The following is a 26,072-nucleotide window of genomic DNA, read 5'->3' on the forward strand; positions in this document are numbered from 1 at the left end:
CTTCTGCGTCCCGCACCCCACCTTCGTATGTGGGCCTCCGCACACTCTCCCGTCGCAGGTCAACGGCGAGTTGACGGGCCTTCGCGGGGCGTGGTGGACTGCCGGAGCCAATACGGCAGCAGGAGAGGAAGCCGGTGCGAATCCGGCGCGGTCCCGCCACTGTCATCGAGGAGCTGACTCCTCGGAAGCCAGGAACTCTCGCCGCCGATCACGTCGAACCAGGGCGCGGACACCCTGAGTGAGGACATATCGCCATGCGCGGCCGCCCGTTGCCGGACCAGTTCCCGAGCCTGAGCTCACTTCTCGGCACAGCGACCGGCTGAAGCCATGCGTGCCGATCGCGACTTCGCGTACGGCGCCGCCGCCGGCCTTCTCGGTGATCTGTTCCTCGGCGATCCTCGCCGCGGGCATCCGGTCGCCGCGTTCGGGCGGGCCGCCGGCGCCGTCGAGCGTGCCCTGTGGCGTGACCACCGCGGGTGGGGCGCCCTGCACGCCGTGGTGTGTGCCGGAGGCGCCGCCGGTGCCGCCGCCCTGGCCTCTTCTCTTGTACGTGACTCACGCGCCGCGTCCGTCGCGCTGACCGCCGCCACGACCTGGGCCGTGGTCGGGGGCACCTCGCTCGGGCGGGAGGCGCGGGCCATCGGCGGGGCGCTCGCCGCCGGGGACGTCGAGGTGGCCCGGGAGCGGCTGCCGCATCTGTGCGGCCGGGATCCGCAGGCACTCGACGCCGACGGCATCGCGCGGGCCGTGGTCGAGTCCGTCGCCGAGAACACATCCGACGCCGTGGTGGGGGCCTTGGTGTGGGGGGCGTTGGGCGGGGTGCCCGGGCTCGTCGCCTTCCGCGCCGTGAACACGCTCGACGCCATGGTCGGGCACAAATCCCTGAAGTACCGCCGCTACGGCTGGGCTTCCGCACGGCTCGACGACGTCATGGGCTGGCCCGGGGCGCGGCTCACCGCCGTGCTCGCGGCCGTTGCCGGTGACGCGCCGCGCGGTGCGGTGCGCGCCTGGCGGGAGGACGCCGGCCAGCATCCGAGCCCCAACGCCGGGCCCGTCGAGGCCGCCTTCGCCGGGGCGTTGGGCGTACGGCTCGGGGGGACGCTCTCGTACGCGGGGCGCGTGGAGCACCGGCCGGTCCTGAACGGCGGCGGGCGGGGCGTGGAAGTCGCCGACATCGAGCGGGCCGTGCGGCTGTCGCGGCGGGTCGGTCTGCTCGCCCTGGGCGTCGCGGCCGCCGTGAGCACGCTACGGAAAGGCAGGGCCTCATGAGTGGTGGACTCCTCGTCGCGGGAACCACGTCCGACGCGGGCAAGAGCGTCGTCACCGCCGGGATCTGCCGGTGGCTGGCCCGCAAGGGCGTCTCCGTCGCGCCCTTCAAGGCGCAGAACATGTCCCTCAACTCCTTCGTCACGCGCGAGGGTGCCGAGATCGGGCGCGCCCAGGCCATGCAGGCGCAGGCCGCCCGGGTCGAGCCGACCGCGCTGATGAATCCGGTGCTGCTCAAGCCGGGCAGCGACCGCAGCAGCCAGGTCGTCCTCATGGGCAAGGCCGTCGGCGAGATGAGCGCTCGCGGCTATCACGGCGGGCGGCAGGAAGCGCTGCTCTCCACCGTCGTGGGATGCCTGGAGGAACTTCGGGGCAGCTATGACGCCGTGATCTGTGAAGGCGCGGGCAGTCCCGCCGAGATCAATCTGCGGCGAACGGACATCGTGAACATGGGGATCGCGCGGGCCGCCCGCTTTCCCGTGGTCGTGGTGGGAGACATCGACCGCGGGGGCGTCTTCGCCTCCTTCTTCGGGACGACGGCGTTGCTGAGTGCCGAGGACCAGGAGCTGGTCGCCGGGTATCTCGTGAACAAGTTCCGGGGCGATGTCTCGCTGCTCGAACCCGGGCTCGACATGCTCCATGGGCTCACCGGGCGGCGCACGTTCGGTGTGCTGCCCTTCCGGCACGGCCTCGGCATCGACGAGGAGGACGGGCTCCGGGTCTCCTTGCGGGGTGCCGTGCGGGAGTCGATGGTCGCTCCCCCGGTCGGCGAGGACGTGCTGCGGGTCGCCGTCTGTGCCGTACCGCTGATGTCGAACTTCACGGACGTGGACGCGCTGGCCGCCGAACCCGGCGTCGTCGTGCGGTTCGTGGACCGGGCCGAGGAACTCGTCGACGCCGATCTCGTGGTCGTGCCCGGCACGCGCGGCACCGTGCGCGCCCTGGAGTGGCTGCGCGAGCGCGGCCTCGCCGACGCCCTCGCGCGGCGCGCCGCCGAGGGGCGTCCCGTCCTCGGGATCTGCGGCGGCTACCAGCTGCTCGGCGAGCACATCGAGGACGACGTCGAGTCGCGGGCGGGGGCCGTGGACGGGCTCGGGCTGCTGCCCGTGCGCGTGCGGTTCGCGCGCGAGAAGACCCTCGCCAGACCGGTCGGCGAGGCGCTCGGCGAATCCGTCGAGGGGTACGAGATCCATCACGGCGTCGCTCAAGTCCTGGGCGGAGAGGCGTTCATCTCTGATGACAGTGGGCACAGCCTGGACGGCTGCCGGGTCGGCGAGGTGTGGGGCACCCACTGGCACGGGTCCCTGGAGAGCGACGCGTTCCGGCGGCGCTTCCTCACCGAGGTCGCCCGCGCCGCCGGGCGCCGCTTCGTGCCCGCGCCCGACACCAGTTTCGGCGTACTGCGCGAGGAGCAGCTCGACCTGCTCGGCGACCTGATCGAAGAACACGCGGACACGGACGCGCTGCTCAGCCTGATCGAGACCGGCGCACCCGCCGGTCTCCCCTTCATCGCACCGGGGGCACCCTCATGACCGTCCTGCTTCTGTCCACCGCCGACACGGATCTCCTTGCCGCCCGTGCCTCCGGCGCCCCCTACCGCATCGGCAACCCGACCCGGGTCGACGCGCAGGCCGAGCTGCCCGCGCTGATCGAGGGCGCGGACATCGCCGTCGTACGCCTGCTCGGCGGGAAGCGGGCGTGGGAGGACGGGCTCGCGGCACTGAAGGCCGCCGGGATCCCGACGGTGCTGCTGGGCGGCGAGGCCGTGCCGGACGCGGAGCTCATGGCCGAGTCGACCGTGCACGCGGGGTCGGTGGCGGAGGCGCTGCGGTATCTCGTCGAGGGCGGCACGGAGAACCTGCGTGAGCTGGCGCGCTTCCTCAAGGAGGACGTGCTCGCGGCGGGACACGCACGCTCGGGCGACGCGCACGAGCGGCGGAGCGCCGAGCCGCGGAAGATGCCCGAGTACGGGGTGCACGGCACGCGCGCGTACGTCGAGGGCCGGCCGACCGTGGGGGTGCTCTTCTACCGCGCGCACCAGCTCTCCGGGAACACCGGCTTCGTCGACACGCTGTGCGACGCGATCGAGGCGCGGGGCGCCAACGCCCTTGCCGTGTACTGCGGTTCGCTGCGGGGCGCCGACTCGGGCCTGTACGAGATCCTGGGGCGGGCCGACGCCCTGGTCGCCACCGTCCTCGCGGCGGGCGGCACGCACGCCTCGGGCGCGAGCGCGGGCGGCGACGAGGAGGCCTGGGACATCGGCGCCCTCGCCGACCTCAACATCCCCGTCCTGCAAGGACTCTGCCTGACCTCCTCGCGCGCGACCTGGGACGCGTCGGACGCCGCGCTCTCCCCCATGGACGCGGCCATGCAGGTGGCGATCCCCGAGTTCGACGGCCGTGTCATCACCGTGCCGTTCTCCTTCAAGGAGCAGGGTCCCGACGACGTACCGGTGTACGTGGCCGACCCGGAGCGCGCCGCCCGCGTCGCCGGAATCGCTCTGCGCCACGCCCAGTTGAAGCACAAGCCGAACGCCGAGAAGAAGCTCGCGCTCGTCTTCACGGCGTACCCGACGAAGCACTCGCGCGTCGGCAACGCGGTCGGCCTCGACACCCCCGCGTCGGCGGTGCGTGTGCTCGACTCCCTGCGCGATGCCGGATACGTCGTCGAGGGCCACCCCGACAACGGCGACGAGTTGATCCACCGGCTCATCAACGCCGGTGGCCACGACGTCGAGTGGCTCACCGAGGAGCAGCTGGCCGCCGCCCCCGCGCGCGTGCCGCTCGCCGACTACCGGGCGTGGTTCGACAAGCTGGCGCCCGAGCTGCGCGACGGCATGCTGGAGGCGTGGGGCGAGCCGCCCGGCAACCTGTACGTGGACGGCGACGACATCGTGCTGGCCTCCCTGCAGTTCGGGAACGTCGTCGTGATGATCCAGCCGCCGCGCGGCTTCGGCGAGAACCCGATCGCGATCTACCACGACCCCGACATGCCGCCCTCGCACCACTACATGGCGGCCTACCGCTGGCTCGAGCTGTCCTTCGGCGCCGACGCCGTCGTGCACATGGGCAAGCACGGCACGATGGAGTGGCTGCCGGGCAAGGGCCTCGGCCTGAGCGGCGGTTGCGCGCCCGACGCGGTGCTCGGCGAGCTGCCGCTGATCTACCCGTTCATCGTGAACGACCCCGGCGAGGGCACCCAGGCCAAGCGGCGCGGGCACGCCACGGTGGTGGACCACCTGGTGCCGCCGATGGCGCGCGCGGACACGTACGGGGACCTGGCGAAGCTGGAGCAGCTCCTCGACGAGTACGCGCTGGTCAGCGACCTGGACCCGACGAAGGCCCCCGCCGTGCGGGCACAGATCTGGACGCTGGTGAAGGCCGCCGAGCTCCACCACGACCTGCACGTCGACGAGCAGCCCGACGACGGCGAGTTCGACGAGTTCGTCATGCACATCGACGGCTATCTGTGCGAGATCAAGGACGTGCAGATCCGCGACGGCCTGCACATCCTCGGCGGCGGTCCCGAGGGCGAGGCCCGCGTCAATCTGGTCCTCGCCGTCCTGCGGGCCTCGCAGGTGTGGGGCGGTCAGGCGAATGCCCTGCCCGGTCTGCGGGCCTGCCTCGCCGAGCACTTCGGGCTCAGCGAGAAGGAGCTGCTCGCGGAGCCGGGCGCTGCGGTGAAGGTCGCGGACGGTCTGACCGCGCTGGTCGACGGGCCCGCCCGGACCGGCGCCGATGCCCTGGACCTTCTTGAGCAGCTGTGCCGCCGCCTCGCCGAGGGCATGGAGGAGCGCGACTGGGAGCTCGGCACGGTGCGCGAGCTCGTACGGGACGTGGTCGGCGTCGAACTGCCGCCCGCCGTGGCCGTGTTGGGCTTCGCGTGCGAGGAGGTCGTACCGCGGCTCGCGCGGACGACCGACGAGATCGGGCACATCCTGCGGGCGCTCGACGGCGGTTACGTCCCGGCCGGGCCCTCCGGGTCGCCCACGCGCGGCCTGGTGAACGTCCTGCCGACCGGCCGCAACTTCTACTCCGTCGACCCCAAGGCGATCCCCTCGCGGCTGTCCTGGGAGGTCGGCCAGGCGCTCGCCGACTCGCTGATCGCCCGCTATCTGGCGGACACCGGCGACTACCCGAAGTCGGTCGGTCTGACCGTGTGGGGCACGTCGGCGATGCGCACGCAGGGCGACGACATCGCGGAGATCCTGGCTCTTCTCGGCTGCCGCCCGGTGTGGGACGACGCGTCCCGGCGGGTGACCGGCTTCGAGGTCGTGCCGGTGGAGGAGATCGGGCGGCCGCGCATCGATGTGACCGTACGGATCTCCGGGTTCTTCCGGGACGCGTTCCCGCACGTCATCGGCCTGATCGACGACGCGGTGCGCGCCGTGGCGGAACTGGACGAGGCACCGGAGTCCAACTACGTACGGGCGCACTCCGACGAGGACACCGCCGAGCACGGCGACCGGCGCCGGGCCACTTCCCGGATCTTCGGCTCCAAGCCCGGGGCCTACGGCGCGGGACTCCTTCCGCTGATCGACGCGCGAAACTGGCGCAGCGACGCCGACCTCGCCGAGGTGTACGCGGTGTGGGGCGGCTACGCCTACGGGCGCGGCCTCGACGGCAAGGCCGCGCGCGGCGACATGGAGACCGCGTTCCGGCGGATCGCCGTCGCGGCGAAGAACGTGGACACGCGGGAACACGACCTGGTCGACGCCGACGACTACTTCCAGTACCACGGCGGCATGGTCGCCATGGTGCGGCACCTGACGGGCGATTCCCCCGAGGCGTACGTGGGCGACTCGGCCACCCCCGACCAGGTCAAGACGCGGACCCTGGGCGAGGAGACCCACCGCGTGTTCCGGGCCCGTGTGGTCAACCCCCGCTGGATGGCGGCCATGCGGCGCCACGGCTACAAGGGCGCCTTCGAGATGGCCGCCACCGTGGACTACCTCTTCGGGTACGACGCGACCGCGGGCGTGGTCGACGACTGGATGTACGAGAAGCTCTCCGCCGAGTACGTCTTCGACCCCGAGAACCGGGAGTTCATGCAGAAGTCCAACCCCTGGGCGCTGCGCGGCATTTCGGAGCGGCTGCTCGAAGCGGCCGAGCGTGGCCTGTGGGCCGAGCCGGACGCCGGGACGCTGGAGCGGCTGCGGGCCACCTACCTGGAGCTCGAGGGCGACCTTGAGGGGGACGGGTGAGGCCCGCCGTCCCCTGCCCCGCCCCGGATCACGCAATGGAGGCCTTGTGAGTACCCCCTATCCGTTCACCGCCCTCGTCGGGCAGGACGACCTGCGGCTCGCCCTGCTGCTCAACGCCGTGTCACCCGCCGTCGGCGGTGTCCTGGTGCGCGGCGAGAAGGGCACCGCCAAGTCCACGGCGGTGCGTGCCCTTTCGGCGCTGCTTCCGCAGGTGCCCGTCGTCGCCGGCTGCCGGTTCTCCTGTGACCCGGCCGCCGCCGACCCGGCGTGCCCGGACGGTCCGCACGAAGCGGGCGGGGCCGCCGTGCGGGACGCGCGCATGGTCGAGCTGCCCGTCGGCGCCTCCGAGGACCGCCTGGTCGGGGCGCTCGACATCGAGCGTGCGCTCGCCGAGGGCGTCAAGGCCTTCGAGCCCGGCCTGCTCGCCGATGCCCACCGCGGCATCCTCTACGTCGACGAAGTGAACCTGCTGCACGACCACTTGGTGGACCTGCTGCTCGACGCCGCCGCCATGGGCGCCTCGTACGTCGAGCGCGAGGGCGTCTCCGTGCGCCATGCCGCGCGGTTCCTGCTCGTGGGCACCATGAACCCCGAAGAGGGCGAACTGCGCCCGCAGTTGCTCGACCGGTTCGGGCTCACCGTCGAGGTCGCCGCGTCGCGCGAGACCGATCAGCGGGTCGAGGTCGTCCGTCGGCGTCTCGCTTACGACGACGACGCGGAGGGGTTCGCCGCGCGCTGGCACGACGAGGAGGCCGCGGTGCGGGCCCGGATCGTCGCCGCCCGCGCGCTCCTCCCCCAAGTGCGGCTCGGCGACGCGGCGTTGCGGCAGATCGCCGCCACCTGCGCGGCCTTCGAGGTCGACGGGATGCGGGCCGACATCGTGATGGCGCGTACGGCGACCGCGCTTGCCGCCTGGGCGGGTCGCGAGGACGTGCTCGCGGAGGACGTGCGCCAGGCCGCGCTCCTCGCGCTTCCGCACCGGCGCCGGCGCAACCCCTTCGACGCGCCGGGGCTCGACGAGGACAAGCTCGACGACACGCTGGAGCAGTCCTCCGACGGCGACCAGGGCGACGACGACCCGGACCCTGACGGCCCCGGCGGCGGAGGCAAGCCCCCGGAGAGCGGCCCCGACACGCCCGGCTCGCCGGAGTCGCAGGGCGACGCGGGCCAGGAGGACGAGGCGGGCCAGGAGGACGAGGCTTCGCCCGCGCAGGCTCCGGCCTCCGGCGGCGGCGAGCAGCAGCCCGTGCGGGCCGCGGAGCCGTTCCGCACCAAGATGCTGAGCGTGCCCGGCCTGGGCGAGGGTGCCGCCGGGCGGCGCTCACGGGCGCGGACCGAGCACGGGCGGACCACCGGGGCCCGGCGGCCTCAAGGCGCGCTCACCAAGCTGCACCTGGCGGCCACGGTGCAGGCGGCGGCCCCGCATCAGCGGGCGCGCGGGCGTTCCGGGCGGGGGCTCGTCGTACGGCGTGACGATCTGCGGCAGGCGACGCGGGAGGGGCGTGAGGGCAATCTCGTGCTCTTCGTCGTGGACGCCTCCGGGTCGATGGCCGCCCGGCAGCGGATGAGTGCCGTGAAGGGCGCGGTGCTCTCGCTGCTGCTCGACGCCTATCAGCGGCGGGACAAGGTCGGCCTTGTCACCTTCCGGGGGGCCGACGCGGAGGTGGCGCTGCCGCCCACGTCGTCCGTCGACGCGGCCGCCGCCCGCCTGGAGACGCTGCCCACGGGCGGGCGTACGCCGGTCGCCGCCGGGCTGCTCAGGGCGCACGAGGTGCTGCGGGTGGAGCGGCTGCGTGATCCCGCGCGGCGCCCGCTGGTGGTGGTCGTGACGGACGGCAGGGCCACGGGTGGCGTGGAGCCGGTGGCCCAGGCGGGGCGCGCGGCGCGGCTCTTCGGGGCCGCGGGGATCGCGTCGGTGGTCGTGGACTGCGAGTCGGGGCCCGTGCGCCTCGGGCTCGCGGGGCAGCTCGCGGGTGAGCTCGGCGGAACCGCCGTGACGCTCGACGAACTGCGGGCGGAGTCCATCGCCGGACTCGTCAAGGACGTACAGGGAACTCGTACGAGGAGCGTGGCCTGATGCCTCAGGGGCAGCCGAGTGTGGTGCCGGACGACGGGCTCACCACGCGCCAGCGGCGCAACCGTCCGCTGGTCGTCGTGCACACCGGGATCGGCAAGGGAAAGTCCACCGCCGCCTTCGGGCTCGCGCTGCGGGCCTGGAATCAGGGGTGGCCCATCGGGGTCTTCCAGTTCGTGAAGTCGGCGAAGTGGAAGGTCGGCGAGGAGAACGCCCTCAGGGTCCTCGGGGCCTCCGGCGAGGGCGGTTCCGTCGACTGGCACAAGATGGGCGAGGGCTGGTCGTGGATCCAGCGGGCGCCCGCCGACGGTGAGCAGAGCAACGAGGAGAAGGCCCGCGAGGGCTGGGAGCAGGTCAAGCGTGACCTCGCCGCCGAGACGTACCAGCTGTACGTCCTGGACGAGTTCGCCTACCCCATGCACTGGGGCTGGATCGACGTGGACGAGGTCGTCGAGACGCTCCGGGCGCGCCCCGGGAACCAGCACGTGATCATCACCGGGCGCAACGCGCCCGAGGCACTGGTCGAGTGCGCCGATCTCGTCACCGACATGTCCAAGGTCAAGCATCCGATGGACGCCGGGCAGAAGGGCCAGAGGGGCATCGAGTGGTAGCTCGGCTTGTGGTGGCCGCGCCGTCTTCCGGAAGCGGGAAGACGACCGTCGCCACGGGGTTGATGGCCGCGTTCGCCGCGGCCGGGCTCGCCGTGTCCCCGCACAAGGTGGGGCCCGACTACATCGACCCCGGGTATCACGCGCTGGCCACCGGCCGCCCCGGGCGGAACCTCGACGCCTATCTGTGCGGGCCCGACATGGTGGCGCCGCTGTTCGCCCACGGGGCCCGGGGGTGCGATCTCGCGGTGGTCGAGGGTGTCATGGGGCTGTACGACGGGGCGTCGGGGCAGGGTGAACTGGCGTCCACCGCGCAGGTGTCGAAGCTCCTGCGGGCACCCGTCGTCCTCGTCGTCGACGCCTCCTCGCAGTCCCGGTCCGTCGCCGCGCTTGTGCATGGCTTCGCGTCCTGGGACCCGGAGGTGCGGATCGGGGGCGTGATCCTCAACAAGGTGGGTTCCGCGCGCCACGAGGCACTGCTGCGGGAGGCCCTGGACGAGTCCGGGGTGCCGGTGCTTGGGGCGCTCTCCCGGGTGCGTGAGGTCCGGGCTCCGTCGCGGCACCTGGGACTTGTCCCTGTCGCCGAGCGGCGGGCCGAGGCTGTGGAGTCCGTCGCGGCATTGGCCTCGCAAGTGCGGGAAGGGTGCGACCTGGAGGCGATTCTCGCGCTGGCGCGCAGTGCGCCCGCGTTGGCGGGTGACGTGTGGGATCCGGGTGCGGGTCTTCACATGCCGGACGGGCTGAAACCCGTCGTCGCCGTCGCCGGTGGGCCCGCGTTCTCCTTCTCCTACGCCGAGCATGCCGAGCTGCTCACCGCCGCCGGTGCAGAGGTCGTCACCTTCGATCCGCTGCACGACGAGGAACTGCCGCCCGGTACGGCCGGGTTGGTGATCGGCGGTGGCTTTCCCGAGGTGTACGCGCCCGAGCTCTCCGCCAACGAGCCGCTGCGCAAGGCCGTCGCCGAGCTGGCGCTGAGCGGCGCGCCCGTGGCCGCCGAATGCGCCGGACTGCTGTACCTGACACGGGAGTTGGACGGGAAGCCGATGTGCGGGGTCCTTGACGCGCACGCGCGGATGTCCGAGCGGCTCACGCTCGGGTACCGCGACGCCGTGGCCGTGTCCGACAGCGCGCTGGCGGTCGCCGGAACCCGGATGCGCGGGCACGAGTTCCACCGCACCGTCGTCGAACCGGGCGCCGGGGCGGTCGCCGCGTGGGGCATGCACGCTCCCGAGCGGCGCCTCGAAGGCTTCGTACAGCAAGGTGTGCACGCGAGTTACCTGCACACGCATTGGGCCGCCGAACCCGGTATCGCCCGTCGGTTCGTAGAGAGGTGCAGAGGATGAGCAGCAAGCTGGTCGGGGTCGGGGTCGGTCCCGGAGATCCCGAGCTCGTCACCGTCAAGGGCGTCAACGCGCTGCGTGCCGCCGCTGTCGTCGTCGTACCCGTCATGGCCGCGCCCGACGGCACGGACGGCGGCGAGCGCGGGCGCGCCGAGTCCACCGTGCTGCACTACGTCCCCGAGGACAAGGTCGTACGCGTCGTGTTCGCGCTCAACGAGCGCAGTGACCGGCAGCGCCGCGAGGCCGCCTGGGACGCCGCCGGCGAGCGGGTCGCGGCGCTGCTGCGGGAGCACGGCTCGGTGGCGTTCGCGACGATCGGCGACCCCAACGTGTACTCGACGTTCACCTATCTCGCGCAGACCATCGCGGAGCTCGTGCCCGGCGTCGAGGTGGAGACCGTGCCCGGGATCACCGCCATGCAGGACCTCGCCGCGCGCAGCGGCGCCGTCCTCACCGAGGGCACCGAGCCGTTGACCCTGGTGCCGGTGACCGCGGGCGCCGCCGTGCTCAAGGACGCGCTCGCCGGGCCCGGCACGGTCGTCGCCTACAAGTTCGGCAGGCTCGCCCACGAGGTGGCCGCCGCGCTGCGGGAGACCGGGCGGACCGACGACGCCGTGTGGGGCTCCGCGCTGGGGCTGCCCGAGGAGTCCATCCAGTCCGCCGCAGAACTCGGCGACGCGCCGCTGCCCTACCTGTCCACCCTCATCGCTCCCGCACGGCGCGAGAGCGGCCGGGGCGGGAAACTGTGACGCCCTCCGCGGCCGCCTCACTCCGCGATGCCCACCACCAGCCAGATGAACGCCGCCCCGGCCACCGTGCACAGCAGCGTCGAGCGGGCCGGGTGCTCGTGATGGGCCTCCGGCAGGATCTCCGCGGCGGCCAGGTAGAGCAGCGCGCCGCCGAAGAAGCCGAGATATCCGCCGAGCAGCTGCTCCGGGATGGTGAACAGGAGCGTCGACGCGGCGCCCGCCACGGGGGCCACCGCGTCCGCGAAGAGCATCGCGAGGGCCTTGCGGCGGGCGTTCCCGTACAGGCTGGTGATCGTGTACGTGTTGAAGCCGTCCGCGAAGTCATGGGCGATGACCGCGACGGCCACCGCCAGGCCCATGCCGCCGCCGACCTGGAACGCGGCGCCGATCGCGATGCCGTCCATGGCGCTGTGCCCGACCATCGCGGCGGCCGCCGTCAGACCCACCTGGGGTACACGGCCGTTCGTCTTCTCGTCCGCCCCGTGCCCGGCGTGCCGGCCCGCGAGGAGGTGCTCCACGACGTGCGCGGCGAGGAAGCCGCCGACGAACAGGAGCAGCGCCGCGGGTACGCCGAAGACCGGGGTGCCGGAGGCCTCCAGCGCCTCCGGCAGCAGGTCGAGGCCGACCACGCCGAGCATCAGACCACCCGCGAGCCCCAGGACGAGGTGGCGCCGGTCAGTGACCCGCTGGGCCGTCCAGCCGCCCACCAGGGTCATCACAAAGGCGCCGAGCGCCACGAACACCGCCATGCGCCCTTGCTAGCCGATTGACCCCCCGCCCCGCACATCCGGCGCGGGGCGACACCCATTGTTTTTCTGTTTCGTACGAGAGGAACCCACCCATGGCCGACGCCGAAGCCACCACCGGCAAGGTGACCTTTGTCGGGGCAGGGCCCGGCGCCGCCGACCTGCTCACGTTCCGTGCCGCACGCGCCATCGCGGACGCCGATGTCGTCATCTGGGCCGCGAGCCTCGTGCAGCCGGACGTTCTCGAACACGCGCGTGAGGGGGCAGAGATCCTCGACTCAGCGGCCATGTCCCTCGAAGAGGTGGTCGCCGTCTACGAGCGGGCCGCCGCCGAGGGCCTGCAGGTCGCCCGCATCCACTCCGGCGACCCGGCCCTGTGGGGCGGCACGCAGGAGCAGGTCGACCGGTGCGCCGACATCGGCGTGGCGACCGAGATCGTGCCCGGCGTCTCGTCCTTCTCGGCGGTCGCGGCGATCGCGCAGCGCGAGCTGACGATCCCCGAGGTCGCGCAGTCCGTGATCCTGACCCGGCTCGGCGGCGGCAAGACGCCGATGCCGCCCGGCGAGGAGGTGCGGGAGTTCGCGCGGCACGGCACGACGATGGCGCTGTTCCTCTCGACGGCGCGCAGCGGCCAGCTGGTGCGGGAACTCCTGGAGGGCGGCTACCCGACGACCACGCCCGTCGTCATCGCGTACCAGGTGACGTGGCCCGAGGAGCTCGTGCTGCACTGCACCATCGAGACCCTCGAAGAGACGGTCAAGGAACACAAGCTCTGGAAGCACACCCTCTTCCTGGTCGGCCCCGCCCTCGCCGCGCACGGCACCCGCTCGCACCTGTACCACCCGGGCCACTTCCACGGCTTCCGCAAGGCCGACCCGCAGGCACGGGCCGCGCTACGCGCCGAGAAGGCCACCTCATGATCACCGTCGTCGGTACGGGCACGGGGGCGCCGCTCGACGCGGCGGCCCTGGACGCCGTGCGCGCCGCTGGGCTCGTGGTGGGCGCCCGGCGGCACATCGACGCCGCCCAACTGCCGCCGGGGACGGCCCGCGTCGTGCTGGGGCCGCTCGCCCCCGCACTCGACGCCATCGAGGAGCAGCTGCTCAAGGCGGAGGGGGCGGCGGACGGCGGGGCGGTCGTGCTCGCCTCCGGGGACCCGGGGTTCTTCGGGATCGTGCGGGCGCTCGCCGAGCGGTTCGGGTCCGCCGCACTGGACGTCCGGCCCGGCGTCTCGTCCGTCGCCACCGCCTTCGCACGGGTCGGACTCCCGTGGGACGACGCGGTGGTGGTGAGCGCGCACGGACGCGATCCGCGCACCGCCGTGAACGCCTGCCGCGCGCACCCCAAGGTGGCCGTCCTGACCGGCCCCGGCAGTGGCCCCGCCGAACTCGGGGCGGAGCTGACGCGCCGCGCCGACACCCGCACCCTCGTCGTCGCGTCCTGCCTGGGCGACCCGGAGCACGAACGCATCGAGCGGGTCACCCCGGCGGAGGCCGCGGACCGCGACTGGGGCACCGCGGTGAGCGTCGTGCTGTGTCTGGACGAGGCACGGGCCCTCGCGCCCGTGCGCACCGTGGCCGGACCACGCCCCACCCCCGGCCGATGGGCCCTGGACGAGGACGAGTTCACGCACCGCGACTCGATGATCACCAAGTTCGAGGTGCGGGCGCTGGCCCTGGCCCGGCTCGGGCCGCGCACCGGTGACCTCGTGTGGGACATCGGCGCGGGTTCGGGTTCGGTCGCCGTCGAGTGCGCGCGGTTCGGCGCGGCCGTCGTCGCCGTGGAGAAGACCGCCGACGGGGTCGAGCGGGTGCGGGCCAACGCCGCCGCGCACGGCGTCGACGTACGCGCGGTGCACGGGGCGGCGCCCACCGTGCTCTCGGATCTGTCGGACCCGGACGCCGTGTTCATCGGGGGCGGTGGCCGTGAGCTGCCCGCCATAGTGGCCGCGTGCGCGCGGCGCGAGCCGCGGACCGTCGTGGTCGCCATGGCGGCGATCGACCGGGTGCCCGCGGTCCGGGCCGCCCTGAGCGGCGCCGGGTACGACTGCGACGGCGTACTGCTGCAGTCGTCGCGGCTCGCGCCGCTGCCCGGTGAGGTCTCGCGGCTGGCCGCGGCCAACCCGGTCTTCCTGGTGTGGGGCACCCGCCCCTCATCTTCCTTGTCTGAAGGAGAAGTTCAGTGATCGGCCTGATCTCCGCCACGTCGGCGGGCGGCGCGGCACGCGACCGCGTCGCTACGGCGTGGCCCGCGCGGACGCGGGTGTACGAGGGTCCCGTGCGGGAGGCCTTGGAGCTGGCTTTCTCGGAGTGCGACCAGGTGGTGTGCTTCCTCGCCACCGGGGCGGTGGTGCGCCTTGCCGCACCGCTTCTCGAGGGCAAGGACGTCGACCCCGGGGTGGTGTGCGTCGACGAGGCCGGGCGTTTCGCCGTCGCCCTGCTCGGCGGACACGAGGGGGGTGCGAACGCGCTGGCCCACGAGGTGGCGGACGTCCTGGGGGCCACGCCGGTCGTGACGACGGCGACCGATGCCGTGGACGTGCCGGGTCTCGACACGCTCGGCCTGCCGGTCGAGGGCGATGTCGCCGGGGTCTCCCGCGCGATCCTCGACGGCGAACCGGTCGCTCTGGACGGGGAGTTCAGCCACCCGCTGCCTCCGTTGCCGTCCAACGTCACCCCTCAGCAGGGGCAGCCGGGCCGGCCGGTCATCCGGGTGACGGACCGGATACTCGAACTCGGCGCGGGTGAAGTCGTGTTGCGGCCGCCGTCCCTCACCGTGGGTGTGGGAGCCAGCAAGGGCGCACCCGCCGATGAGGTCTTCGGGCTCATCGAGGACACCCTGCGCGACGCGGGACTCTCCCCCGCCTCCGTCGCCGCGCTCGCGACCGTCGACGCGAAGGCCGAGGAGCCCGGCATCGTCGAAGCGGCGGCGCGACTCGGGGTGCCGGTCGTGACGTACGCGGCCGGCGAACTGGCCGCTGTCGACGTCCCGAACCCCTCCGACGCACCGCTCACCGCCGTCGGGACGCCCTCGGTGGCGGAGGCCGCCGCGCTGCGGGGCGGCGGTGAACTCCTCGTGCCCAAGCGGAAGTCGGCGCCCGAGGGCCGTGCGCCCATGGCGACCTGCGCGGTCGTGCGCCGCGCTCCCCGCGGGCGGCTCGCCGTGGTCGGGCTCGGCCCCGGCGCACGCGATCTGCTCACGCCGCGCGCCCGCGAAGAGCTGCGCAGGGCCTCGGTCCTCGTCGGCCTCGACCAGTACGTCGACCAGATCCGCGACCTGCTCAGGCCCGGCACGAAGCTCATCGAGTCCGGTCTCGGCGCCGAGGAGGAGCGGGCCCGTACCGCTGTCGCCGAGGCCCAGAAGGGGCAGGCGGTCGCACTGATCGGCTCCGGCGACGCGGGCGTGTACGCGATGGCGTCGCCCGCGCTGGCCGAGGCGAGCGACGACATCGACGTCATCGGCGTACCCGGTGTGACGGCCGCGCTCGCCGCTGCGGCGATCCTGGGCGCGCCACTCGGCCACGACCACGTGTCCATCAGCCTGTCCGACCTGCACACCCCGTGGGAGGTCATCGAGCGCCGGGTGCGCGCGGCGGCCGAGGCGGACATCATCGTCACCTTCTACAACCCGCGCAGCCGGGGCCGCGACTGGCAGCTCCCGAAGGCCCTGTCGATCCTCGCCGAGCACCGCGAACCCACGACGCCCGTGGGTGTCGTGCGCAACGCGTCCCGCCCGGACGAGTCGGCGCGGCTGAGCACCATCGGCGAACTCGACCCGGCGGTCGTCGACATGATGACGGTGGTGACCGTCGGCAACACCGCGACCCGCGAGATCGCGGGCCGCATGGTGACCCCGCGCGGCTACCGCTGGCAGCATGCGGAGCCTTCGGCTGCCCTTTCGGAGGTGACCAAGTGACCCGTGTCGTCCACCCCATCGAGCAGGAGTCGTTCCGGCGGCTGCGGACCCGTCTCGACACCTCGCACTTCGCGCCGCTGACCCGCGCGGTCGTGGAGCGCGTCATCCACTCCGCCGCCGACCTGGAGTACGCGACGGACCTCGTCACCGACGAGGCCGCCCTGGTGGCCGCCCACGCGGCGCTGCACGCGGGCGCGCCCGTGGTCGCCGACGTGGAGATGGTCGCGGCCGGCATCACGAAGCGGCAGACGATCTGCCGCCTCAAGGACGCGAAGTCCTCCGCCGGCCTGACGCGTTCGGCCCACGCGATCCGGCTCGCCTACGAGGAGGTGGGCCCCGGAGCGCTCTGGGTGATCGGCTGTGCGCCGACCGCCCTGGAGGAGCTGCTCGTCCTCGACGCCGCTCCCGCCCTGGTGATCGGCCTGCCGGTCGGCTTCGTGGGAGCGGCCGAGTCCAAGGCGGCACTGCGCGAGAGCGGTCTTCCCGCCGTCAGCAACGTGTCCGAGAAGGGCGGCTCGGCGGTGGCCGCTGCGGCGCTCAACGCGCTGCTGTACCACCCCGCGCCGACATCGTCCCACCCCACGCCGGCGCCCGGCGTGGACGCAACACTCACCGAAGCATCCAAGGAGTCCCCGTGACCACCCCGCCCGCACTGCTCATCGCCGGACACGGCACCCGTGACGACGCCGGGGCGGCCGCCTTCCGGGACTTCGTGCAGGAGCTCGCCCGCCGCAACCCCGAACTCCCGGTCGCCGGCGGCTTCATCGAACTGTCGCCGCCGCCGCTGGGCGACGCGGTCACCGACCTCGTGGACCGGGGCGTCAAACGTTTCGCGGCGGTCCCCCTGATGCTGGTGTCCGCCGGGCACGCCAAGGGCGACATCCCGGCGGCGCTCACCCGCGAGAAGGAGCGCCACCCCGGCATCTCGTACACCTACGGCCGCCCGCTCGGCCCGCACCCCTCGCTCCTGAAGGTCCTCGACCGCCGCCTGGACGAGGCACTCGGTGGCTCGGCCCGCACGCCCGAGGACCGCGCGGATGTCACGGTGCTGCTCGTGGGCCGCGGTTCGACCGACCCGGACGCCAACGCCGAGGTGCACAAGGCGGCGCGGCTGCTGTGGGAGGGGCGCGGTTACGCGGGCGTGGAGACGGCGTTCGTGTCGCTCGCGGCGCCGGACGTGCCGTCGGGCCTTGACCGGTGTGTGCGTCTTGGCGCGAAGCGGATCGTGGTCCTGCCCTACTTCCTGTTCACCGGCATCCTGCCCGACCGGGTCCGCCAGCAGACGGACGGCTGGGCGGCGGCGCACCCCGGCACCGAGGTCCTCTCGGCGGACGTGATCGGCCCCGAGGAGGAGCTGCTCGACCTCGTCATGGAGCGCTACCGGGAGGCGGTCAAGGGCGACCTGCGGATGAACTGCGACTCCTGCGTCTACCGCATCGCCCTGCCCGGCTTCGAGGACAAGGTGGGGGCCCCGCAGCAGCCGCACTTCCACCCGGACGACGACGGGGAGCACGGGCACGGTCATGGGCACGGCCACCACCACGGTTCGCATGCGCACTCCCACTGAGCCCGAGGCCGGTACGGAGGCCGGGTACGGCGGCGAACCGGACCTGCGGCATCACGGTGATGCCGAGGTCCGGGGCGCCGTCGGCCTCACCGACCTCGCGGTGAACGTCCGCGCGGACACGCCTCCCGCCTGGCTGAAGCGGCACATCGCCGCCTCGCTGGACGGCCTCGCCGCCTATCCGGACGGCCGGGCGGCGCGGGAGGCGGTGGCCGAGCGGCACGGCGTGCCGCCGGACCGGGTGCTCCTGACATCGGGCGCGGCGGAGGCGTTCGTGCTCCTCGCCCGCGCACTGGAGGTGCGCCGGCCGGTCGTGGTGCACCCGCAGTTCACCGAGCCGGAGGCGGCGCTGCGGGACACCGGGCATGCGGTGGGGCGGGTGCTGCTCCGGGAGGAGGACGGCTTCCGTCTCGCGGGGGCGAAAGTCCCCGCGGACGCCGACCTGGTCGTGATCGGCAACCCGACGAACCCGACCTCGGTCCTTCACCCGGCCGCCTCGATCGCTGAACTGGCCCGTCCTGGGCGGGTGTTGGTGGTGGACGAGGCGTTCATGGACGCGGTGCCTCAGGAGCGGGAGGCGTTGGCGGGCCGTACGGATGTGCCGGGCCTCGTCGTCCTGCGCAGCCTCACCAAGACGTGGGGGCTCGCGGGGCTGCGGATCGGTTACGTCCTCTCCGATCCGGAGACGATCGCCCGCTTGTCGCGGGCGCAGCCCTTGTGGCCGGTTTCCTCACCTGCCCTCGCGGCGGCGGAGGCGTGTGTGGCGCCCGCGGCGCTGGCCGAGGCGTCGGCGGCGGCGCTGCGGGTGGCTGCCGACCGGGCCTATCTCCTGGCCGGGCTCAGGGAGTTCGCCCCTGCCGGGGTGCGCGCCATGGAGGCCGCCGAAGGCCCCTTCATCCTGCTCCGGGCCCCCGAGGCCACGACTCTCCGCGAACGCCTACGGGAGCGAGGCTTCGCCTTGCGGCGCGGCGATACGTTCCCGGGGCTCGGCCCACAGTGGCTGCGGGTCGCGGTGCGGGACCGGGGGACGACGGATCGGTTGCTGGGGGCGGTGCGTGGGGTGTTGGGCGGTTGAATCTTCCCCGACCCCGCCCCCGCCCCTTCCGGGTTGTGACATGTGCGGCTCCGCCGCGGGCCGGTCGGTAAACGCCGGCCGGGCTGAATGATTTCAGCCCGGCCGGCGTTTGAGGACATCTCCTCAGCCCCTACGCCCCCGGCGCGTCATCGCCACCGCCCCGCCACCCGCGGCGAGCAGCAGAGCCCCACCCCCCACCAGATAGGGAGTGGACGCGTTCCCCCCGGTCTCCGCGAGGTTCGCCTCGGCGGGCTTCTTGGGCTTCTCGGCGACCGGCACGGCCTCCTTGCCGCCCTGCGGCTTCACCGGAGCCGAAGGTTCGGGCTTCGGCTCGGCCGCCGCGGGCGTCTCGCACGAGGCCCCGGCCAGCGTCACCGTCCCCTCCACCTCGGCGACATTCAGCTTCAGGGGATTCACGGACACCGTCAGCTCCAGCGCGGACGCCGCAGCCGTACGCGACGTCGTGTGCGTCTTGGACAGGTCGAGCCGCACCTCCCCGACCCCCGGCACCTTCACCTGGGTCGTTCCCCCCGCCGACAGCGTGACCTTCTTGCCGAGCACCGTCACGCCGCCCAGCAGGTTCGCCTCGGCGACAGGCCGCTTGCCCGCCTCGCAGACCGCCTTCGACGTCACCTGCTCGACCTCGATCAGGGACAGCAGCGGCAGGCCCGGCACATGCACCTTCGCCCGCGCGATGTTGCTGTACCCCTCCGCCCTGCCCTTCTCCGCGGTCGCCTTCGCGGTGGCCACGTCGGCCCGCAGCACGCTGAACGGCTGCCCGCCGTCGACCCCGTCCAGCGTGGCAGTGAGCGCGGTCTTCCCGGCCGTGGCCGGCGCCTGCACTTCGTTGAGCGAGACCTTGAGCGGGACGTTCAGGGTCTTGTTGAGCAGGGACACGTCGAGCCCGGTGCGCAGCACGACGGCGTTCGCGCGGCCCTTGTCTCCGCCCGTCGCCGCGGCGGGTCCCGCGGTGGCGAGCGCCGCGGGGCCCGCGACGAGCACCGTGGCGGTGGCGATCACGCCGAGGCGACGTGCGGGCAGGCGGAAGGCGTTGCTGTTCAAGGTGGTGGAACCCCCACAAGAGTTACGGAGTCGCCGGCGGCCTCGCGCTTCGCTGGATGGGGACATCGCATGAGCACGACACCGGCAACATCGACAGAGGGAATCTTTACGCACTGAGAGTGAATAGCCAGCGACGATGCGTGAGTTCACTCCAAAGGGAGGTTTCCGCCCCTGCTTTCGAATCCTCCGGCACGGGCGTTCCCCCGAGTCACCCGAGCAACTCCCTGGCTCGAACACGTCGGTTGACGTCGACGCCGTGGCCGAATGATGTCCAACGAACCGAGGCCCTGATGCGTAACGCTCCGTCAATATGAGTCCCATGGGACCGACGAGGCACGAGCGTGGCGATCAATGGGCCGAACAGGGCGCGTACGGGACGCGGTTCGAGTGGGGGCCGGAGGGGGCTCGGCGGCTCATGGCGGGCGGGGACGTGGCCTGTCTGGTCGTGGTCGACGTGCTGTCGTTCACGACGGCGGTGTCGGTCGCGGCGGACGCGGGGACGAGGGTCTTCCCTTACGCGTGGAGGGACGAGAGTGCCGTCGCCTTCGCGCGCGAGCGGGACGCGGCACTGGCGGTCGGGCGGCGCGGGGTGACCGAAGGGTCTCCGTGGTCCCTCTCCCCCGCCGCGCTGCGCCGTGCCCCCTTCACGCCCCGCCTCGTCCTGCCCTCGCCCAACGGTTCGGCGATCGCCGCGGCGGCGGGCGCCTCCGGGACGGTGGTCGCGGGGTGCCTCAGGAACGCGGCGGCCGTGGGGAGTTGGCTGGCCGGGCAGGGGTACGGAGGGGCCGGTCGGCCGGTCGCCGTCGTGGCCGCAGGTGAGCGCTGGGCCGACGGGAGTCTGCGCCCGGCCGTGGAGGATCTGCTGGGGGCGGGAGCGGTGATCTCCGCGATGCGGGGGGCCGAGGTCTCGCCGGAGGCGGCGGTGGCCGCGGGCGCCTTCACGTCGTGCGCCGATGTCGCCGCGACGGTCACCGATGGCGCGTCGGGGCGGGAGCTGCGGGACCAGGGCTTCGCGGAGGATGTGGCGGTGGCCGTGGAGGTGGGGGCTTCCCTGGGGGTGCCGGTGTTGGCGGCCGGGGCGTTCTCCTTCCCCGGTCCCACCCCTTCCCGAGAACCCGGCGACACCGAGACCGGCGCCCACCGCTGAGCACCGGCTGCACCGAGCTCATCCTCAACCGTCGGGCAGGCCGCGCCCTCAACCTCCGCACTCGCCGCGCCCTAAACCGCCGGACAGATTGCGCCCCCGCCCGCCGGACACCCCTGCGTCCTCAACCGCCGAACAAACCGCGTCCTGAACCGCCGGACGCCCCTGCGCCCCCAACCTCCGAACCCGCCGCACCCCCAACCGCCACACACACCGCGCCCTCAACCCTCGGACACCGCGCCCTCAACCGCCGGACAGACTGCGCCCCCGACCGCCGGCCCCCCTGCGCCCCCAACCCCCGGACCCGCCGCACGCCCAACCGCCACACACACCGCGCCCTCAACCCTCGGACACCGCGCCCTCAACCGCCGGACAGACTGCGCCCCCCTAGCGTCCTCAAATCCGGACAGGCCAATTCCGCAACCGCCGGACGGCGTGAGCCCGCCTACCCCACCACCCTCCCGTTCAGCACCACCCTCCGCGGCGCGGCCAGCACCCCGACGTCCTCCCGCGGATCGGCCTCGTAGACCACCAGATCCGCCGGCGCTCCCTCCACCAGGCCGGGGCGTCCCAGCCAGGACCTCGCGCCCCATGTCGTCGCCGACAGCGCGTCCACCGCCGGGATCCCGGCGAGCCGCAGCTCGGCCACCTCGGCGGCGACCAGGCCGTGGGCCAGTGAACCGCCCGCGTCCGTACCCGCGTACACCGGCACGCCCGCGTCGTACGCGGCCCGTACCGTGTCGTAGCGGCGCTCGTACAACCGCCGCATGTGCCGCGACCACTCGGGGAACTTCGACTCGCCGCCGTCGGCGAGCTGCGGGAACGTCGCGATGTTCACCAGGGTCGGGACGATCGCGACGCCCCGCTCGGCGAAGAGCGGAATGGTCTCCTCGGTCAGTCCGGTGGCGTGCTCGATGCAGTCGATGCCCGCCTCCACCAGGTCCCGCAGGGAGTCCTCGGCGAAGCAGTGCGCCGTCACCCGCGCGCCCAGGCGGTGCGCCTCGGCGATCGCCGCCTCCACCTCGGGCCGTGGCCAGCACGCCGTCAGGTCTCCGGCGTCGCGGTCGATCCAGTCGCCGACCAGCTTGACCCAGCCGTCACCGCGCCGAGCCTCCTGGGCGACGTACGCAACGAGGTCGGCGGGCTCGATCTCATGGGCGTAGTTGCGGATGTAGCGGCGCGTACGCGCGATGTGGCGGCCCGCCCGGATGATCTTGGGGAGGTCGTCGCGGTCGTCGATCCAGCGGGTGTCGGACGGTGAACCCGCGTCACGGATCAGCAGGGTGCCGATCTCCCGGTCGGTCAGCGCCTGCTTCTCCGCCACCTCCGGCTCCACCGGTCCGTGCGTGTCCAGGCCCACGTGGCAGTGCGCGTCGACCAGGCCGGGCAGCGTCCAGCCGTCGATCGTGACGTCGGGTGCCGCCGACGGGCGGTCGTACGTCACCCTGCCCCCGACCACCCACAATTCGTCCCGGACCTCGTCCGGGCCGACGAGCACCCGCCCCTTCACGTGCAGCACCGTGTGATCGCTCATGGACAGCAGCTTAGGAGCCTGTCGGTACGCTCGGTCCGGCAGCCCGAACGAACTCGTGAGCGAAGTGAGCAGCGAAGTGAGCAGCACCGTGACGACGCATCCATTCCTTGACCTGGCCCCCTTGAGCGCCCGGCACTTCGCCTCCATCGAGGAGCGCGTCGCCGGGCTGCTCTCCACCTCGCAGGACGTCGTGATCATGCAGGGCGAGGCACTGCTGCCCCTGGAGGGCTGCATCCGGGGCGCGGCACAGCCCGGGACGACCGCGCTGAACGTGATCACCGGCCCCTACGGGCAGACGTTCGGGAACTGGCTGCGGGACTGCGGCGCGACCGTCGTCGATCTCGCCGTGCCCTTCCACACGGCCGTGACCGCCGAGCAGGTGCGCGAGGCCCTCGCCGCGCACCCCGAGATCGACTTCGTCTCGCTCGTGCACGCCGAGGCCGCGACCGGCAACACCAATCCCGTCGCCGAGATCGGTGAGGTGGTACGCGAGCACGGCGCCCTCTTCATGCTCGACGCCGTCGCCTCGGTGGCCGCGGAGCCGCTGCTGCCGGACGCGTGGGGCGTGGACCTGTGCGTGATCGGCGCGCAGAAGGCGATGGGCGGCCCGGCGGGTGTCTCGGCCGTCTCGGTGAGCGAGCGGGCCTGGACGCGCCTCGCCGCCAATCCCCGGGCGCCGCGCCGTTCCTACCTCTCCCTCCTCGACTGGAAGGAGCGCTGGATCGACGGCGGCCGCAAGGCGCTGCTTCACGCCCCGGCCCAGCTGGAGATGCTCGCCCTCGAAGCGTGCGTGGAGCGCATCGAGGCGGAGGGTCTCGACGCGCTGACGGCACGGCACGCCACCGCCGCCGCGGCGACCCGCGCGGGCGCGCTCGCCCTGGGCGGCGGCCTCACCCCGTACGTCCACGAGGCGCGGGACGCCGCTCCGGTCGCCACGACCCTGCGTGCCCCGGAGGGTGTCGACGCGTCGGCGCTCGTCGCCAAGGCGCTCGCCGCGGACCCGGTGCTTCCGCTGGTCGCCGGTGGCGGTGCGCTCGCCACGGAGATGATCCGGGTGAACCACTACGGTCCTGACGCGACCCGCGGCGTCGTGCACGCCTCGCTGGCCGCACTGGGCGCCGCGATGGGCGAGGCCGGGCTCACGGTCGATCTCGAAGCGGCCCGGCGCGCGGTGACGGCTGCCTGGCAGTAGGCAGGCGCCGGACAGACGGCGCCGTCCGGTGCATCGAGGCGTCGAGTCGGCAGCGACGGATGAGGGGCGGCGCTGTAGGGCGTCGGTCCCGTCCGGGTCGGCGGCTCCGCCCGGTCCGGTGCGGCATCTGGCGGAGGGCCGCCGGAGGAGAGGAACCGCGCTGTCGCTCCCGCCCGCCGGGCGGGCGGGACGCGCCGACGGCGCACGCGATCAGGCGGGGAGCTTCATCCCGGGCCTGAAGCGCACGTGCGAGCAGGAAGCGGTCGTAACAGGGCCGTAAATGCTCTCCGTAAATTCACGGACGAATTCTCACCGCTTCTTTATCAACTTACGAGCGCAGCCCACTTTATCAGCACAGCTTCCCGTATTCTTCTGCCCGCTTTCCGGGGACCTAAACACTAAGATTTCGACAGCACCAAGTCTCACAATTCGGACAGGCTTCGAGGGAGTTACGGTTCTGTGACGCACTCCACATCGCGCCCGGTATGTTCCGTATGACCCCATCAAATCAGGCCAAACTGCCGAGGTTTCCTGCGAGCGCGCACCCACGCGTGATAACACATCAGGCGCTTTGATGTAACCCCTCCCGCCGATGCAATTCGAGAAATTGCTCGGTAAATTCAATCCGCATGACCGCTGCACAAGCCGATCTACCGACCGACCTGCTAGCGAATTCCCTGGAAATGCCCGAGGGGTTGCGCCTCGACACCCCCGACGTCGCCGACGGTGCCGCCATCTGGCGCATCGCCCGCGACTCGAAGGTGTTGGACCTCAACTCCTCGTACAGCTACCTGCTGTGGTGCCGTGACTTCGCGGCGACCTCCGTGGTGGCCAGGGACTCGAACGGTGAGCCCGCCGGGTTCATCACCGGCTACATCCGGCCCGAGCGGCCGCGCACCCTGGTGGTCTGGCAGGTGGCCGTCGACCAGGCGCACCGCGGCCGCGGCCTTGCCGGTGCGCTGCTCGACGGCCTCACCGCCAAGGTGGCCGCCGACCGGGAGCTGGTCTCGGTCGAGACGACCATCACGCCGGACAACGCACCGTCCCAGCGGCTTTTCACCTCGTACGCACAGCGCCACGGAGCGTCGGTCGAGCGCACGGTGCTCTTCGACGCCGGGCTCTTCCCCAACGAGGGGCACGAGCCCGAGGTCCTGTTCCTCATCGAGCCGATAGCCCAGACCGGGAAAGTCGCGCAGATCGAACCGGTCGAGCCGGTCGGCTGAGTTCCGCCGATCCCCCACGTACCACCTGTCACCCCCCACCTCCCAAGTCTTTCCATCTCCCAGGAGATCTGCTGTGACCATCACCCAGCCCGACCTGAGCGTCTTCGAGACCCTGGAGTCGGAGGTGCGCAGCTACTGCCGCGGTTGGCCCACTGTCTTCGACCGTGCGCAGGGCAGCCGCATGTTCGACGAGGACGGCCACTCGTACCTCGACTTCTTCGCCGGGGCCGGCTCGCTCAACTACGGCCACAACAACCCGGTCCTCAAACGCGCCCTGATCGACTACCTGGAGCGCGACAGCGTCGTCCATGGCCTCGACATGTCGACGGTCGCCAAGCGCGCGTTCCTCGAGTCGTTCCAGAACATCATCCTGCGCCCCCGTGACCTGCCTTACAAGGTCATGTTCCCGGGCCCGACGGGCACCAACGCCGTCGAGTCCGCGCTGAAACTGGCCCGCAAGGTCAAGGGCCGCGAGTCGATCGTGTCGTTCACGAACGCGTTCCACGGCATGTCGCTCGGCTCGCTGGCCGTGACCGGCAACGCCTTCAAGCGCGCCGGCGCCGGCATCCCGCTGGTGCACGGCACGCCGATGCCGTTCGACCACTACTTCGACGGCAAGACCCCCGACTTCATCTGGTTCGAGCGTTTGCTCGAAGACCAGGGCTCCGGCCTCAACCAGCCCGCCGCCGTGATCGTCGAGACGGTGCAGGGCGAGGGCGGCATCAACGTCGCCCGCGCCGAGTGGCTCCGCAAGCTCGCCGACGTGTGCGAGCGCTGGGACATGCTCCTGATCGTCGACGACATCCAGATGGGCTGCGGCCGCACCGGCGCGTTCTTCTCCTTCGAGGAGGCGGGCATCACGCCGGACATCGTGACGGTGTCCAAGTCCATCAGCGGCTACGGCATGCCGATGGCGCTGACGCTGTTCAAGCCCGAGCTGGACGTCTGGGAGCCGGGCGAGCACAACGGCACCTTCCGCGGCAACAACCCGGCGTTCGTCACGGCCGCCGCCGCCCTGGAGACCTACTGGTCCGACGGCCCGGCCATGGAGAAGCAGACCCGTGCCCGCGGCGAGCAGGTCGAGGAGGCCTTCGCCGCGATCGCCGACGAGAACCCCGGCGCCATCAAGGAGTACCGCGGCCGCGGTCTCGTCTGGGGCATGGAGTTCATCGACAAGGCGCGCGCGGGCGCCATCGCCAAGCGCGCCTTCGAGCTCGGTCTGCTGATCGAGACCTCCGGCCCCGAGAGCGAGGTCGTCAAGCTCCTTCCGGCGCTGACGATCACCGCCGACGAGCTGGACGAGGGACTTCGTACGCTCGCCCGCGCGGTGCGCGAGACCGCCTGAGCGGCCCTGAGGGCCGCGTCTTCACCCCCGTA

The 26,072-nt window shown here is 72.7% G+C and carries 20 protein-coding genes and 1 riboswitch; of the genes, 17 read left to right on the top strand and 3 right to left on the bottom strand.

Annotated features, from left to right (window positions below):
- The first annotated feature begins 77 nt into the window (after positions 1-77).
- Positions 78-220: riboswitch (cobalamin riboswitch) on the top strand.
- 107 nt (positions 221-327) lie between these two features.
- The 7 genes from ACWGIH_RS30700 to cobI are packed head-to-tail and all read left to right on the top strand — an operon-like array spanning position 328 to position 11,240.
- Positions 328-1,269, top strand: a complete 942-nt coding sequence (locus tag ACWGIH_RS30700) for a cobalamin biosynthesis protein (RefSeq protein WP_453452499.1) — start codon at positions 328-330, stop codon at positions 1,267-1,269.
- Positions 1,266-2,798, top strand: a complete 1,533-nt coding sequence (locus ACWGIH_RS30705) for a cobyric acid synthase (RefSeq protein ID WP_453452498.1) — start codon at positions 1,266-1,268, stop codon at positions 2,796-2,798. Before ACWGIH_RS30700 ends, ACWGIH_RS30705 begins: the two co-directional genes overlap by 4 nt.
- Positions 2,795-6,469: a cobaltochelatase subunit CobN gene (gene cobN, locus ACWGIH_RS30710; RefSeq protein WP_453452496.1), complete on the top strand. Its 3,675-nt coding sequence runs from the start codon at positions 2,795-2,797 to the stop codon at positions 6,467-6,469. The genes ACWGIH_RS30705 and cobN overlap by 4 nt, the downstream gene beginning before the upstream one ends.
- A 46-nt stretch (positions 6,470-6,515) precedes the next feature.
- Positions 6,516-8,546: a putative cobaltochelatase gene (locus ACWGIH_RS30715; protein ID WP_453452495.1), complete on the top strand. Its 2,031-nt coding sequence runs from the start codon at positions 6,516-6,518 to the stop codon at positions 8,544-8,546.
- Positions 8,546-9,154, top strand: coding sequence for a cob(I)yrinic acid a,c-diamide adenosyltransferase (cobO, locus tag ACWGIH_RS30720; protein WP_453452494.1), 609 nt, complete (start codon positions 8,546-8,548; stop codon positions 9,152-9,154). Before ACWGIH_RS30715 ends, cobO begins: the two co-directional genes overlap by 1 nt.
- Before the next feature lie 11 nt (positions 9,155-9,165).
- A complete protein-coding gene (locus ACWGIH_RS30725) occupies positions 9,166-10,494 on the top strand; it encodes a cobyrinate a,c-diamide synthase (RefSeq protein ID WP_453452493.1) in 1,329 nt (442 codons plus the stop codon).
- Entirely contained in the window at positions 10,491-11,240 is a 750-nt protein-coding gene (cobI, locus tag ACWGIH_RS30730; RefSeq protein ID WP_453452492.1) for a precorrin-2 C(20)-methyltransferase, read from the top strand. Before ACWGIH_RS30725 ends, cobI begins: the two co-directional genes overlap by 4 nt.
- Positions 11,241-11,257: 17 nt before the next feature.
- Here cobI and ACWGIH_RS30735 read toward each other — a convergent pair whose 3' ends face one another.
- A complete protein-coding gene (locus ACWGIH_RS30735; protein WP_453452491.1) occupies positions 11,258-11,989 on the bottom strand; it encodes a ZIP family metal transporter in 732 nt (243 codons plus the stop codon).
- A 92-nt stretch (positions 11,990-12,081) separates the two neighbouring features.
- On the opposite strand from ACWGIH_RS30735, the gene cobM reads away from it, so the two are divergent.
- From cobM to cobC, 6 genes are read left to right on the top strand one after another with little or no spacing between them, the layout of a single operon-like run.
- Positions 12,082-12,906, top strand: a complete 825-nt coding sequence (gene cobM / locus ACWGIH_RS30740; protein ID WP_453452490.1) for a precorrin-4 C(11)-methyltransferase — start codon at positions 12,082-12,084, stop codon at positions 12,904-12,906.
- Positions 12,903-14,171 carry a precorrin-6y C5,15-methyltransferase (decarboxylating) subunit CbiE gene (gene cbiE / locus ACWGIH_RS30745; RefSeq protein WP_453452489.1) on the top strand — a complete coding sequence of 423 codons (1,269 nt, stop codon included), beginning with the start codon at positions 12,903-12,905 and terminating at the stop codon, positions 14,169-14,171. The genes cobM and cbiE overlap by 4 nt, the downstream gene beginning before the upstream one ends.
- On the top strand, positions 14,168-15,901 hold the full coding sequence (gene cobJ / locus ACWGIH_RS30750) for a precorrin-3B C(17)-methyltransferase (RefSeq protein ID WP_453452488.1): 1,734 nt from the start codon (positions 14,168-14,170) through the stop codon (positions 15,899-15,901). The genes cbiE and cobJ overlap by 4 nt, the downstream gene beginning before the upstream one ends.
- On the top strand, positions 15,898-16,539 hold the full coding sequence (locus ACWGIH_RS30755) for a precorrin-8X methylmutase (protein WP_453452487.1): 642 nt from the start codon (positions 15,898-15,900) through the stop codon (positions 16,537-16,539). Before cobJ ends, ACWGIH_RS30755 begins: the two co-directional genes overlap by 4 nt.
- Positions 16,536-17,468 (top strand): sirohydrochlorin chelatase, encoded by a 933-nt coding sequence (locus ACWGIH_RS30760; protein WP_453452486.1) that lies wholly within the window; start codon positions 16,536-16,538, stop codon positions 17,466-17,468. Before ACWGIH_RS30755 ends, ACWGIH_RS30760 begins: the two co-directional genes overlap by 4 nt.
- Positions 17,452-18,540: an Rv2231c family pyridoxal phosphate-dependent protein CobC gene (gene cobC / locus ACWGIH_RS30765; RefSeq protein ID WP_453452485.1), complete on the top strand. Its 1,089-nt coding sequence runs from the start codon at positions 17,452-17,454 to the stop codon at positions 18,538-18,540. The genes ACWGIH_RS30760 and cobC overlap by 17 nt, the downstream gene beginning before the upstream one ends.
- Positions 18,541-18,663: 123 nt before the next feature.
- Here cobC and ACWGIH_RS30770 read toward each other — a convergent pair whose 3' ends face one another.
- Complete coding sequence (locus tag ACWGIH_RS30770; RefSeq protein ID WP_453451959.1) at positions 18,664-19,602, bottom strand: SCO1860 family LAETG-anchored protein; 939 nt, start codon at positions 19,600-19,602, stop codon at positions 18,664-18,666.
- A 319-nt stretch (positions 19,603-19,921) separates the two neighbouring features.
- Here ACWGIH_RS30770 and ACWGIH_RS30775 point away from each other — a divergent pair, with 319 nt between their 5' ends.
- Positions 19,922-20,749 (top strand): 2-phosphosulfolactate phosphatase, encoded by an 828-nt coding sequence (locus tag ACWGIH_RS30775; RefSeq protein WP_453451958.1) that lies wholly within the window; start codon positions 19,922-19,924, stop codon positions 20,747-20,749.
- A 442-nt stretch (positions 20,750-21,191) separates the two neighbouring features.
- Here the strand turns inward: ACWGIH_RS30775 and ACWGIH_RS30780 are convergent, their stop codons facing one another.
- Positions 21,192-22,280 carry an amidohydrolase family protein gene (locus ACWGIH_RS30780; protein WP_453451957.1) on the bottom strand — a complete coding sequence of 363 codons (1,089 nt, stop codon included), beginning with the start codon at positions 22,278-22,280 and terminating at the stop codon, positions 21,192-21,194.
- A 55-nt stretch (positions 22,281-22,335) separates the two neighbouring features.
- Here ACWGIH_RS30780 and ACWGIH_RS30785 point away from each other — a divergent pair, with 55 nt between their 5' ends.
- From ACWGIH_RS30785 to ectB, 3 genes are all read left to right on the top strand, one after another.
- Complete coding sequence (locus ACWGIH_RS30785) at positions 22,336-23,472, top strand: pyridoxal-phosphate-dependent aminotransferase family protein (protein ID WP_453451956.1); 1,137 nt, start codon at positions 22,336-22,338, stop codon at positions 23,470-23,472.
- 629 nt (positions 23,473-24,101) lie between these two features.
- A complete protein-coding gene (gene ectA / locus ACWGIH_RS30790) occupies positions 24,102-24,695 on the top strand; it encodes a diaminobutyrate acetyltransferase (RefSeq protein WP_453451955.1) in 594 nt (197 codons plus the stop codon).
- 73 nt (positions 24,696-24,768) lie between these two features.
- A complete protein-coding gene (gene ectB / locus ACWGIH_RS30795) occupies positions 24,769-26,040 on the top strand; it encodes a diaminobutyrate--2-oxoglutarate transaminase (protein WP_453451954.1) in 1,272 nt (423 codons plus the stop codon).
- Positions 26,041-26,072 lie beyond the last annotated feature (32 nt).

Source organism: Streptomyces sp. NPDC054872, assembly GCF_053610705.1.

Excerpts from the sequence above, each read along its gene's own strand:
- ACWGIH_RS30700 (WP_453452499.1), top strand. The coding sequence starts at position 328 with ATGCGTGCCGATCGCGACTTCGCGTACGGCGCCGCCGCCGGCCTTCTC.
- ACWGIH_RS30705 (WP_453452498.1), top strand. The coding sequence starts at position 1,266 with ATGAGTGGTGGACTCCTCGTCGCGGGAACCACGTCCGACGCGGGCAAG.
- cobN (WP_453452496.1), top strand. The coding sequence starts at position 2,795 with ATGACCGTCCTGCTTCTGTCCACCGCCGACACGGATCTCCTTGCCGCC.
- cobO (WP_453452494.1), top strand. The coding sequence starts at position 8,546 with ATGCCTCAGGGGCAGCCGAGTGTGGTGCCGGACGACGGGCTCACCACG.
- cobI (WP_453452492.1), top strand. The coding sequence starts at position 10,491 with ATGAGCAGCAAGCTGGTCGGGGTCGGGGTCGGTCCCGGAGATCCCGAG.
- ACWGIH_RS30735 (WP_453452491.1), bottom strand. The coding sequence starts at position 11,989 with ATGGCGGTGTTCGTGGCGCTCGGCGCCTTTGTGATGACCCTGGTGGGC.
- cobM (WP_453452490.1), top strand. The coding sequence starts at position 12,082 with ATGGCCGACGCCGAAGCCACCACCGGCAAGGTGACCTTTGTCGGGGCA.
- cbiE (WP_453452489.1), top strand. The coding sequence starts at position 12,903 with ATGATCACCGTCGTCGGTACGGGCACGGGGGCGCCGCTCGACGCGGCG.
- cobC (WP_453452485.1), top strand. The coding sequence starts at position 17,452 with ATGCGCACTCCCACTGAGCCCGAGGCCGGTACGGAGGCCGGGTACGGC.
- ACWGIH_RS30775 (WP_453451958.1), top strand. The coding sequence starts at position 19,922 with ATGGGACCGACGAGGCACGAGCGTGGCGATCAATGGGCCGAACAGGGC.
- ACWGIH_RS30780 (WP_453451957.1), bottom strand. The coding sequence starts at position 22,280 with ATGAGCGATCACACGGTGCTGCACGTGAAGGGGCGGGTGCTCGTCGGC.
- ectA (WP_453451955.1), top strand. The coding sequence starts at position 24,102 with ATGACCGCTGCACAAGCCGATCTACCGACCGACCTGCTAGCGAATTCC.